6 protein-coding genes are annotated in these 13,262 nt (G+C 33.7%); 2 read left to right on the top strand and 4 right to left on the bottom strand.

What is annotated here, in order from left to right; all coding sequences use genetic code 11:
- Positions 1-59: 59 nt before the first annotated feature.
- The 4 genes from MY04_RS00315 to MY04_RS00300 form a co-directional block, all read right to left on the bottom strand.
- Entirely contained in the window at positions 60-1,625 is a 1,566-nt protein-coding gene (locus MY04_RS00315) for a hypothetical protein (RefSeq protein WP_066204652.1), read from the bottom strand.
- A gap of 43 nt (positions 1,626-1,668) precedes the next feature.
- Entirely contained in the window at positions 1,669-3,447 is a 1,779-nt protein-coding gene (locus MY04_RS00310; protein ID WP_066204647.1) for a RagB/SusD family nutrient uptake outer membrane protein, read from the bottom strand.
- An 18-nt stretch (positions 3,448-3,465) separates the two neighbouring features.
- The gene (locus MY04_RS00305) at positions 3,466-6,624 is read right to left on the bottom strand and encodes a SusC/RagA family TonB-linked outer membrane protein (protein ID WP_084005709.1); all 3,159 of its coding nucleotides are present in this window, start codon (positions 6,622-6,624) and stop codon (positions 3,466-3,468) included.
- A 175-nt stretch (positions 6,625-6,799) separates the two neighbouring features.
- Positions 6,800-8,719, bottom strand: coding sequence for a right-handed parallel beta-helix repeat-containing protein (locus tag MY04_RS00300; protein WP_101958121.1), 1,920 nt, complete (start codon positions 8,717-8,719; stop codon positions 6,800-6,802).
- Between the two features lie 504 nt (positions 8,720-9,223).
- Between MY04_RS00300 and MY04_RS00295 the strand changes: the two genes are divergently transcribed.
- The gene (locus tag MY04_RS00295; RefSeq protein WP_158297493.1) at positions 9,224-10,141 is read left to right on the top strand and encodes a hypothetical protein; all 918 of its coding nucleotides are present in this window, start codon (positions 9,224-9,226) and stop codon (positions 10,139-10,141) included.
- A 55-nt stretch (positions 10,142-10,196) separates the two neighbouring features.
- Positions 10,197-13,205 (top strand): T9SS type A sorting domain-containing protein, encoded by a 3,009-nt coding sequence (locus MY04_RS00290; RefSeq protein ID WP_066204637.1) that lies wholly within the window; start codon positions 10,197-10,199, stop codon positions 13,203-13,205.
- Positions 13,206-13,262: the final 57 nt, after the last annotated feature.

Genomic DNA, 13,262 nt, shown 5'->3' with positions numbered 1-13,262 from the left:
ATAAATAAAAAAAGTAGTAGCCGAAACCGACTACTACTTAGTATATACTACCCTGTTTATTAAGGTCTTATTTCTAATTCAATTAATTGAACATCGTCAATGTAAATCAATAGATCTCCACCCCATGCTCCATCATTTTTATCAATTGGTGCGAACATAAACGTATTTGGACCGTCCAATCCATCAAAATTATGTTTTAAATCTACCCATTGCTCTCTTGGAACTTGATCAAAATCATTTATACTAACTTGCTTCCAATCTTCATTTCTAATCACCTTGAAAGACTTCGTATTTGTCGAGGCATCTACCCATGCTTTATAGGTAAACATGTATTTCTTTCCTGCTTTAGTTTCAGGAATTGTGACTTTATTATACGTAAAGTTATTACCACCTAATGCTTCTAATTTCATAGAATAGAAACCACTATATGCTTTTGTATCTACAAACGTATGTGCAGGTCCCCAAGCCCAATCCATGAAAGTCCAATTACCGTGATCCTTTTCGAAGCCAAAGATTTCTGCATCCAATAAATTTTCCACATGCATTTCAACTTCAATGTCTTCGAATGTGCTTAATAATTTACCGTTACTGTTCGAGATATTACCGCCTGTATAGGAAACTGTGATTTTATCAGTATTGTAAATTGGCTGAGTTAATTTCAATGTAATTAGAGTTTTATCACTATTGTCTAAAGAAGCTAATGCTACTGGAATCACTTCATTGAATCCTTCGTTTTCTACACGAACCACAAAGCTATCTTCCTGACCTGTGAATGGAGAAGATTCCATGTTTAGTGGAATTGTAATCGTTTCGTTTGCCAATTCTGATGCAGTTCCTAAAGCTGTAAACGATTGAGTTGACTCAGTTACATTAAATATAAATGGCACTTTCATCCATGCATTCGCATTTGGAATTTGCGTTCCTGTTCTTGCTGAAGCTAAAGAAGCAGTAAATACACCTTCTGTAACATACATAGCTTCTACTTCTTGTTCTGTCGACCCAGAAGGACGAGCTCCTTCTAAATTCCAAGTTCTACTATTGGGTCTACCTTGAGTGGTCACATCAACAAACTTTACTAATGTACCTGCTTCAAAAGTTAAAGTATCAATTACTTCAGGATTTGAATTTGGCTTTTGTAAGATATCGTTAATATAAACTTCCAACTCAGGTTTTAAAGTATCATATACATCGATAACAAAAGTGGTATCAATTACCCAAAGATTAATATTTGGATCAAAAAACGAAGGAAGTGTATCATTCCCTTTAAAGGTTACAGAATCGGGAAATGTGGTGTACATTCTCACTTTTTTCAACCCTGGTTCTGTAAATAATACATGTGCAGATAAATCTGCAGTTTCTCTATCCAGATCTTCTCTGATGTATGGAGTTAAGTCCTCAGCTCCCTCTGGAAAACTTCCATCCAAAAAATATAAGGTTGGCTCTATCTCCCACTTATTATCAACATAATTCTGAGATAGATTCATAAATGTAGTATGTTCGTTTAATCCTACATTCCATACTCCTTTTCTAAACTGACTAGTATACCAAGATACATCAGTTGCTTTTTTTGGTGACAAATCTGCTTTTTCGCATCCCATAAAAAGGGATGCGAAAAGGATAGCCATTATATATTTTATGTTTGTCATAATTTCTTTATTTAACCGTTCCCTACTGTCCTACTGTTGGATTATTTTGAATCTCGCTTAATGGAATTGGTAAATACGCATGTAGATTCTTATTATAATTTGCTGCAGCTTGTTGGAAATCTTTAATATCAATACCATTGTTATCCGCAGGTTTTGCTCCTGGCTCTAAAGTGGATAATAATCTATCTTTTAGATTTCCTTCCTCGTCCACCCAACATTTCTCATAATCGCCTAGATGATACACTTCTTGTGCTAATTCAGAATAACGTTGTTTAGAAATATCCCATCTTCTAAGATCGATTGTTCTAGTTGAATATCCTTCTACAGACATTTCTAACGGCTTTTCAACATACATGATATGATTCATCAATGAGGTTACTGAATAAGCTGTATTATCATGTTCCGAGCTAGGAAATTCTGATGCTGTCCCTAATAATCTTAATGCCCAACGGTGACGAATTCTATTGATGTACTTTAATGCTTCTTCAACATTTCCATTTCCTTTTAATTGTGCTTCGGCATACATCAAGTAAACATCGGCAAGACGATTTACTGTAATGTTTTTACCAGAGGCAAATACACCTAGAGGTGAATCCATTTCAGACTCATAGATGTCGAAGTTGGTGTACTTCTTATAATATGCGTATTCATAATTACTGAAAGGAGTACCTTGTGGAACTGACGCTTGTTGGTAATATGGAGTGTTTACATCTTGTACCAATGCTACCATGGAAGATGCTCTTAATGTTGTATTTCTTAGTTTAGAAACACCATCTGCATCTATAACAAAGTTTCTAGGATCGTTTTGATCCATGGGTTCTGTTTTATAAGCATAAGCAATCCAAGCTGATGGAATAACATTTCTACCTCCATCCATTTCTGCTGGTGAAAATGCTCTTGCTAAACGGTTATGAGATCCTTTCTCATCCCAAACACCTTGATCTTTTCTTTGGTCAATAGAGAACGAAATTTCAAAAATAGATTCTTTGTTATGTTCGCCTGCGTGAGTGAACAGTAAATCAGTATCATATACCAATTCATATCCATAATCAGGATTATTCATCACATCATCGAAATAATAAATAGCTGAATCATATTGTTCTTGGTACAAGTAGGATGTACCCAAAATTGTTGATGCTGTCCCTTTTGTTACTTTACCCACATTTGATGCTCCACTATAACTTGAGGGTAACATCTCTAATGCTGTCTTTAAGTCATTTCTAAAAAAGGCAATCACTTCTTCCGATGAAGAAACCGATTTTTGATAATCTTCTTTTGTAACAGGAACATAATCTCTGATAATTACACGACCATTATTGTATGATGAATGCAAATAAAAATGATATAAACCTCTAAAGAACAAAGCCTGTCCCATTTGTTCATCCCATCTATCGTAGTCTTTTTCAGCTAAATTAGGCTTAAGATTGTTTAATCCTTCTATCACCTGATTTGCTCTAAAAATACCAGTGTACAATGCTTCCCATTTTTTATTTAGGCTTTCCGTTCCTGCGTTAAACGTTTGATTATACCATGCGATATCAATAAAATTACTTTGAGGTGAAGGTCGACCATACCCTGGGTAACCTAAATCAGAACGTACTGCTTCTTCTTGAATAGCCAATAAATCATGATGAAATAAGGCTGCATAAACTGAATTCAAACCCAATTGAGATTGGTCTAAATCCTTCCAAAAATTATCTTTTGATATTTCATTAGGATTGATTTCTTCTAAGAAATTAGTACATGATCCTAATAGTACTGATATCACAAGAAATAATTTTATATATCTAATCTTGCTCATAATAATGCTTTTTTCTTATTAAAAATCTAGTTGAATACCTCCTCTCACAGTTGCTGCTACTGGATAATTACCTCTATCCAATCCTCTTGTACTCAAACCATCACCACCAATTTCTGGGTCAAAACCAGTGTACTTAGTCAAGGTAATTAGGTTCTGACCAGAGATGTAAATTCTCATTTTGTTGATTCCTAATTTGTTCTTCCCTTTCGTCCCAAGTGTATAACCGATCATGATATTTTTTAGTCTTAGATAGGTTCCATCTTCTAACCAAAAATCGGTATAACCTGCATAGTTTACATGCTTTTTACTATCTCCTCTCCAAGCTGGAATAGTACCGTCTGAATTGGCTTCTGACCAAACATTTACTAAATCAGCATGACGACCATTACTAAAAGCAACAGCTCTTGAACCATTCATCAGTTTACCTCCGAATGCTCCATACCATTGCATAGAGAAATCCCAGTTTTTGTAGCTCACATCGAAGATGGCACCCAATTCGAAATCAGGTAGTGCACTACCGCTGTATACTCTATCATCGTCGTTAATCACACCATCACCATTGGCATCCACAAAGATCATATCTCCCATTTGAGCATCAGGTTTGATCTTTTTGTACTCTTCAAGCTTTTCAGCTGAGTTAACAACACCATCTGTTTGAATCAAGAAATAAGCACCTGCTTCATACCCTTCTTTCATACCAGTAACTTGAGAGTTCAAATCATCTGCGATTAGCTGACCACCACTCATCAAAATCAAATCGTTCGTACCACTCATTTGAGTAATTACGTTTTGGTTTTTAGTGTAAGTCCCTGTAATTCCGCAGTTCACAGCTCTATCTATTGTTCTGTATCCTAAAGCTAATTCGATACCTTGGTTTGTCATGTTACCTACATTCAAAGTAACATCAGCACCTTGACCAGACCCTGCTCCTGCAGAAGGAGGAGTTCTTAATGGGAATAGCATATCTCTTTTATCTGTTTTATAGATATCAGCAGAGAAAGTTAGCTTATCATTAAACATACCTAAATCGATACCTAAGTTAGATTGTACTGAAGTTTCCCATTTTACTAGTTCATTACTAAATCCAGTTTGAATCGCACCTAGTGCTAAGTAATCAGCTCCTGTAACACCGTAGATATAATCAATACCTTGTGTAATAGTTGGTGAGTAAGCATAGTCTGCAAAATTCTGATTACCTGTTGTACCAAATGAACCTCTAATTTTAAATGTTCCGGCAGTTTCTTTAAAGTCTGACCAGAAATTTTCATCAGCTACATTCCAAGCGGCAGAAACTGAAGGGAATAAGCCCCATCTATTTTCTTCTGCAAATTTCGAAGAACCGTCTCTACGAACAGAAGCACTTAAAAGGTATTTCCCTTTGTAATCGTACATTACTCTAGCCAATGAACCTATTAGATTCGACGATCGATCTCTGTTCCAAGGATTCATACCAGAATACACGTTAGGATCTAGAGTTGCTCCATTAATTACTGTGATACTGTTATCAGTAATTGCTCTTTTCTCTCCTGTAAACTGACCATAAGTATACTGTTCCATTGTGAAAACAGCTGTAGCAGTTAGTTTATGATTACCAAACGATCTTTGATAATTTAAACCAGATTCCCAAGCTAAACTTGTTCCTCTTTGGCTCATCATTCTTACAAAACTTTCTCTTGGGTCGTTAATTAATTCTCCCTGATTGTTATAAATCTTTTGAAGAGGTGAAACTGTTTTTCTTAATCCATTTTGTACAGTACCACCTAATCGAGTAGAAATTTTTAATCCTTTTGCTAACTCATAAGCAACATACACATTACCATTAAAACGATCATTGTCCAATTGATCATCCATTTTTAAACTTTGTAATACCCAGTTCATGGCTAATGTTTCAGGAGTATATCCTGCATTGGTACCGTTACCTCCTACCTCTTCTGTATCTGGAGATAAAGGTGGTTGATAAGGATAGTACTTCATTGCTTGAGTAAGGATATTCCATGGTGCATATCTTGTTTTTTCGTTGGAGAAACCAATACCTGTATCAATTTGCCATTTCTTATTTTTATATGAGGTATTTGCTCTACCATTAAATCTTTGATAGTTAGAATTGATAATTACCCCTTCTTCTTCCACATAACCACCAACTACAGAATAAGAGAAGTTCGAATTTCCGCCTGCTACTGTAACACTATGATTCTGAGTAAAAGCTTGATCATTCTGAACCACCTTCATTAAGTTAGTATCGTTTCTTAAAAATGCAGGTGTTTGTTCTATCGTGTGGTTGTTTTCCTCATCATGAGTACCATTCACATTACGTTGCCAAACTGTATTAAAATACAATTGTTCTTGGGTGTTCATCAAAGGAATATCAGAAGTAATAAAAGAAACACCTGCTGATCCGTCATAACTTACCTTCAATTTTCCTTCTTTACCTCTCTTTGTGGTAATTAGAATTACACCATTAGAACCACGAGTACCATAAATAGCACAAGATGCAGCATCTTTTAAGATATCCATTGTTTCAATTTCATAAGGATTCAATCTAGGGTCACCATCCTGAGGAATACCATCTACTACATATAAAGGAGTGTTATTACCACTTACAGAAGAAATACCACGTATTTGAATATTGGCAGCAGCACCTGGCTGTCCTGATGATGCTGACACGTTTACACCTGCCACTCGACCTTGGATGGCGTTACCCACATCACTAGCCACCATTTGAGTTAATTCATCTGATTTTACTTGAGCCACGGCTCCAGAAACTTCCTTTTTCTTTTGAGTACCGTAACCAATTACCACCACCTCATCTAAAGTTTCTAAATTTTCATTTACATAAAATTTGAAATTATTTCCTGTCATTGGAATTTTCCATTCTTTAGAAGTGTAGCCGATGTTACTAAATATAAGTACATCTCCCCTTTTTGCTTCTAATTGAAAATCAGAATCAAACTTAGTTATTGTACCAATAGTTGTTCCCTTAATCAAGATGTTCATTCCGGGAATATATTCATTATCGGCCAACATTGCTTTACCTTTGATGATTACAGACGAGGAGTTTTCTTGTTCGTTTATTTGCCCCGAAACTGTAATATCTTGTGCATTAATATTGATCGAAATGAATAGAAATAGGATAAGAAAATAAAAAACCTTATCCATTAAAAAATGTAATCTGTTCATTATTCATACTTTAATAATTTATAATAGTTTTAAGCTTTTGATTTGGTCATCAGCTTGCGAAATGATTTCTCTTATTTAGTTTAGCTTGTCATTAAATTAGCACAAAAATAAACCATTTTAAGTGAAATACTAATGATTATGTCAACTCGAATCAATTAAAAGAGTATTCATGATCTTATTCAATTAAGTCTGTATTTTTAAATAAATTGGGAGAGTTTTTCTTCGTTAAATCATCAATTTCAAATACCCTTCCTTCTATGTTTTTAATTTCGTTTCCATCAAAAACTATGTTCTCAGAAGATTTTACTTGAATGATTGGATTGCCCTTAAATAATGGAGAAAATGTATTGCTTTTATTAATCTTATTTCCTTTGACTACTAGGTTCTGAGTATTAGAGATTTCAAAAACCAAGTGATCAAATGTATTGATTGTATTGTCCTCAATAACAATATTTTTAAAAGCGATATTTTGATTATCATCATCTGTTACAAATCGAATAACGGAATGATCTAAACCACCAAAGTTACAGTCCTGAAAAACATTATTTCTAATAACTAAATCAGAAACACTTCCAGACTCATACCAATGACCACTTTCAACAGGAATCAATATTGCTGACATTTCTGTATGGAAATAATTGTTCTCAATAACCACTTTCTTAGGAGTTGATAGAAGTAATCCTCTTGCTCTATTATTACTAATGTTGCATCCTCGAACAGTAAGAGAAGGATACGCCGTAAGGTTTTCTAATAGATCACCTGCCTTAATTTTTGAAGGTACTTTTTCTTTAAATGTGATAATGTGGTATCTATCATTTAATTTTTCTGTAGATACAACTGTCAACTCATGGTATGCATGAAAAGAATCGGCTAATCGAACTACACCAACTTGATCTCCAGGTTTTGCTAAATCAAAATTCAATTGTTGAAAATGACCCATTCTAACACCCAATCGGTGGTCGTCTAGTACATCAACTACTTTTTGATAAGTACCATGAACATTCGTAGCATCGTCTAATTGATTTTGAAACACACAGTCAATCAATTCTACTTTACCAGCACATCCTACAAAATGTGTCGCATCTGCAGTGGTCGAAACCATACGACCATTTGATGGTGAAACTTCGAATCTATTTAATTCGATATCCTTACAATTTTGAGCAATTAGCCCCATTCCACCAGCGTGGTGAACTGTAACATTTTTTGCTTTAAAATTTTCTACATCTAATAATCTAAAAGCTGGAGCAATTCTATTTTCACCATGCAATCCCTTGGCAATTAAAATCTTTCCTACTTCTGGTAATTTCTTACCATGGTTATAAATTCTAACAATACCAGGCTTAATTTCTTCTGCCCTAATTCTAAACTGACGTCCAATTCTGCTTTGCTCTGGTGCTCTTGAATCGACCTCATACTTGTACTTTACCTGATCTCTATTTCTAGTAACTGCTGAATAATCCCACAACGTTATTGGTGTATAGGCCTCAGTGTTATATGCTACAGCATATCTTTCTTTATCATATAAAATGGATTCTCCGAGGTTGTGTTCGTAGTACTCCTTTATAAAATAAAGCTGTTCATTTCTAATTTCATAAGGGTATTCATTCGATATTTTTAAATCAAATGAATGTTCTTTCTTATTATTAGCAATAATTTCCCCTTCACTATGGAAAGGCATCGCCCAATCGATAGTTACATTATTAATTTGAATGTTCGAACTTTCTTCAATCAAGAAAGGAATCATCACCCCATGAAAAATAAAAGTCGACCCATTTCCATTAATCGTTACGTTATCTAAATTCAATAATGGAAAAGCTGTTTTTACCATCAAATCGTCGTGATTCGACATGTAACAAAACTTCTCTAGAGCTTTATCTGGGTAAAAGTGATAAACTCCTTTTTCAAAAATAATTTCTTTGGTTTTAGTTTTTCCTAAGTTCTTGATAATGGATAAAACTTCAGGCGTTGCATCTGTCTTATCATTGATTTTTAATTCTATTGACGAAGTCTTACTCTGCTTTTTTGCCAAGGCACTACACCCAAACAAAAAAGTAAATAATAAAAGAGTTGCTCCTATTTTCATGAATCCTTTCATACTAAAAAATTTAATTGTCCCATTTCTCCAATGGCTATAATGTAAATTTGATAGATGAAAAAATAGGTTAAGTGTTTTGCAGTAATTCCGTCGTGTATACGAGTAATTGGATTGTAAATTTAATGAATTAGATTGTTCAATTAATAAATTACCTCAACAAACCAAGATCACTCAAACAACTGTAAACCAAACAACTAAATCAAGTGCATTTGTGCTTAATGATAAATTACCGTGTTTAAGAGTAAAAATGAATAAATAAGAACAAGCATCATAAATCTTAATTTTATCATCAAAAAAAGAGCAAAATATTCTAAAAAAGAGACAATGAGCTAATTAAACCCCAATCAATACATTATCAGCATTTTATATATTGGTTTATCGATAAACACTTATTTTTTACCAATGAACACTTTTTGATCACACAAGAAGAATACATTTGATATTAAGCATTAAGACAAATAATAATACACTTAAATAATATAAGGTGATCAATACCTTGATGCTTTGTTTGAAGAAATAAATGGCGGTGTGAGTATGGTAAAGTTTATCAAAAAGTATTTTATAGTATTTATTCTAATGAGCATTGGTTGTCATCAGAATGATGAACGAAAAGAAAAGAAACCTAATCTAATTGTAGTCTTATCAGAAGAAAATAATCACTCTACTGCATTAGTGGAAAAAGGATTGGTATTTCAGAATTTATACAGTAAAAATTGTTTGTCCGCACCTTTCGATAAAAATGGATTGGATGGAATCATATACGATATGACTTTCATCAATAAAGAATTGAATAAAAAGGGATATTATACTGCATGTCTTAAAGAAAATATTGAAAATGAAATTTCAGAAATACATGCTAAAAATCACCCCTTCAGTATTCTTATTAATGCTAACGGTAATAGTAAAAACGAAATAGAAAAATCGATTTTAAAGCTAAGTGATGAGAACACCATAGTGGTGTGGTTAGAAGGACAGAAATCTATCGAGCATTCGGTATTGAATCAAACTGATAATTATAAAATGTGGGCTGTTGTTTGTTGGGAAAATATGATTGAATCTAAAAAAATTAAACAAGACATCGTTTCCACAGACCACTTGATAAATACACTTACTGAATTCTTGAAAATTCCATTTTTGAATGAGTTTAGCAATACCGATTTAATTCGAAATAATAACTATGTCTACTGGCATGGAAATGAGACCAAAGATTGGGAGGTTATTTTACTCGGTGAATGGAAAGGTATAAAACAGAATAAAAATGCCCTGATTGAATTATACAAAGTAGATAAAAGTGGTACAGCATTAATTAATGAAGCCTCTAAACATCCTGAAGTAATTCAGAAAATGAAAGGGATTATGGAAAAGGAAAAAAATATAGTACAAACTACTCATCTGAATGAAAAAAGAGACTTAAAAACATAGTCAATTTAACTTCAGAAATATAAATGAACCGATAATTTTTAATTATTGACAACAAATGAAATGTAATTTTTTAATATCAACAGTATTACTCCTTATTGGTTTAAACTTTACTGTTTACGGACAAACGTTAGAAGAACAAGTTGAAACTAAAATAGATTCTTTAGAATCACTTATTCTAACTGCCAATGAAAATGGCATTGATACTCAAAAAGAAGAAATGATTGCCTACACAGCAAAATTGTTTATTGAATTTGCGAAGGTAGATGAACAGTCTGTTTCTGAAAACACTAAATATTACGGTTGGCATCCAACGTATAAAGATGATGCTCAAAAACTCGCAGAGGAACTGCCTGATTTTGAAAGAGAGAAAACAATTGAACTTCTAGAAACAACTATTTCACATCTTCATCAGGTGATCTCCAAAGATATTGTGCGACCTGTAACACCTTTGGTAGATTATTCCAACATCGTTAGAAATGAAAATCATCTTACACAAAATGGCAAGACGGTTTTCTTAATGGACTATGTTTGGAAACCTGATGATGTAGAAGAAGACACCAAAAAGTATTTTGGTGCTTATGATGGAGAATATCTTACTCCTAGTTATTTGAATGAAGATTTGACTTATAAAGAGTGGGCCTACAATAGTATTGGTAGTAATGATGGACAGAATATCGGTTCTGTATTTATCGACAACAACAATATTCCAAGTTGGGCTTATCAAAAATACGACAACTTTGATGTGGGTAGCAGACATTATGGTAAATACGATGTTGACCACCCGGGTGCTAAAGAATTGTATGGTAAGATGTTCGAACATTTCGTTCCATTAATTCAAGGAAAGAAATTTACCAAATTGGGTTACATGCTGTTTAACGAACCAAGCTTTTTTACTAAAGAGGGTGTTTGGAATTCGGGTGAAGTATCTGAGTATACCAAAATTAAATTTAGAACTTGGTTAAGTAATCAACATAATTCTATTGCAGACTTAAATGCAGAATGGGGAAGTAGTTTTGCTTCTTTTGATGACGTTGATGTACAAATTCCAATGAGTGGCGATAAACAGGGTTCTCCTATTTGGTTTGATTGGATGAGGTTTAATCAAAATAGAATTACGGATTGGTTTGCATGGGTGAGACAAGAAATTAGAAAATACGATCCAGATGCGAAAGTCCACATTAAATTGATGCCTTGGTTATGGGTAGATAATGCGAGAGATCATGGTATGGATTTCGAAGCTTTAATTCGATTAACTGACATTATTGGTGTTGATGCAGATGCTAGAAATGCTCAGATGTGGGGTGATAATAATTGGGAAGACCGTTATGCAATGGAGTGGTTACCGACAACCATCATGTTTGATTTCTTTAAGTCAGTACAACCCAATCAATTCATTTATGATTCTGAAAATCATTACCTCACATCTGTTAGTTTTATGCTGAAAGAAATTGATCCTGAATATGTAAACTCAATTTACTGGCTTGGTCATTTACATGGCTTATCAGCAACATCAAATTGGGTATGGTCTAGACTTTCTGATGGTAAAATAGATAGCAAAAGACCCGAAGATTCTGGATACATTGTGGATGTCACTCATCAACCTAAAGTATTGGCACAGGTTCAATCGACCATGATGGATTTAAACTCTTTTGGTGATGAGGTATTCAAAATTCAGTCAGCACAAAAGCCTATTCGTATCTTTTATTCTGAAACAACTGCCATAAATAGAGATGGCTATATGGAAGATGATATTCATAATGTATATCAAAAACTATATTTTGAAGGTATTCCAATTGGTTTTGCTACTGAGGATATCATCAAAGAAGAAAAAGATGAATGGGATGTGATTTTAGTATACAATACAGAATCAGTAAAAGAGTCTGAAATAGATGCCCTTCAAAGTTTTATAGATGCAGGAGGAAAAGTAATTGTAGATGCCAATTCATTAAAGAAAAATGAATACGGTAAAAGTCACACAAAAACTTTAAATGGAGCTCAGCAAAGTAGTTCATTAGGTAACATGACGAATCTTGCAATTAGTAATGTAAAAGAGGTGCCTAATGTTGAGGTTGTTGAGACCAATACAAGTATTGGAAAAGGTTGTTTTTGGAGAACGATTAAAAGCGATGATGGAAAACAAATCTTGGCACTTGTCAACTTAGGAAATACTGATGCTGAGGTAACAGTAAATCTAAAAAATGCAACGAAAGGAACTTTCTGTTTTGATTTAATGACGGGTAAGGCTCTAAACAATCAATTAGTGTTATCACCCTACCAAGTCTATTTTTTAGAACTCAGAGACGAAAAAACGATTAGCCCATCTGTAGGTTTTATTACTCCAGATGATGGTGAAAGTATCTTAGTAAATACCATCTTTAAAGTAGAAGGAACCGCTTCGATTTCAGAAGGAACAATTGAATATTTGAGATTATTTATTGATGGAAACTTCTACGGTGAAAGAACAACTCCTCCCTATGTTTGGGAGGAGGAGTCTTTTCAAAATTTACCAGCAAAAAACCATGTTTTAACCTTAGTAGCTACTTCGGATAAAGGGGTAGAAACAGAAACTGAAATAGAGATTAGTATTGAATGTGAAGGTTTGAGTAATGAAGTTCTAGTAGATGGAAATACTTTAACAGCAGTTCAGGAAGGAGCCACTTATCAATGGATCAATTGTTCTACCCAACAAGAAATTATTGGTCAGACCTCTTCCTCTTTTTCTCCGGTTGCAAACGGAACTTATGCGGTAAGAATTTCAAATGATGTTTGTGAGACTTTGTCCGATTGTTTTGATATGACTATTACTTCCATAGACAATGATTGTGCTATCACTCCAAAAGTATTCCCCAACCCTGCCAAAGAGTTAGTTACTATTGACTTTGGGAAAAACTACGATACTGTAGAATTAAAGTTATTTAATCCTTTGGGCAGTACATTAATAAATAAGAAATTAACATCAAGAAATAAATATGATTTAGGATTAAGTACTTTTTCAAAAGGAGTATACATTATTCAATTATCTACACCTGATTATTCGAAATCAATACGCTTAATCAAGGAATAAATTATTGATATAAATAGGATACTTCATTAAATAAAAATTATAAAGAGCTCAGTCAAA

The organism is Flammeovirga sp. MY04 (assembly GCF_001682195.2).
Classification (GTDB): Bacteria; Bacteroidota; Bacteroidia; order Cytophagales; family Flammeovirgaceae; genus Flammeovirga; species Flammeovirga yaeyamensis.
This window is presented reverse-complemented; position numbering and strand designations above follow the sequence as displayed.

Bases quoted from the DNA above. Each gene is read 5' to 3' on its own strand.
- MY04_RS00315 (WP_066204652.1), bottom strand. From the start codon at position 1,625: ATGGCTATCCTTTTCGCATCCCTTTTTATGGGATGCGAAAAAGCAGAT.
- MY04_RS00310 (WP_066204647.1), bottom strand. From the start codon at position 3,447: ATGAGCAAGATTAGATATATAAAATTATTTCTTGTGATATCAGTACTA.
- MY04_RS00305 (WP_084005709.1), bottom strand. From the start codon at position 6,624: ATGAACAGATTACATTTTTTAATGGATAAGGTTTTTTATTTTCTTATC.
- MY04_RS00300 (WP_101958121.1), bottom strand. From the start codon at position 8,719: ATGAAAGGATTCATGAAAATAGGAGCAACTCTTTTATTATTTACTTTT.
- MY04_RS00290 (WP_066204637.1), top strand. From the start codon at position 10,197: ATGAAATGTAATTTTTTAATATCAACAGTATTACTCCTTATTGGTTTA.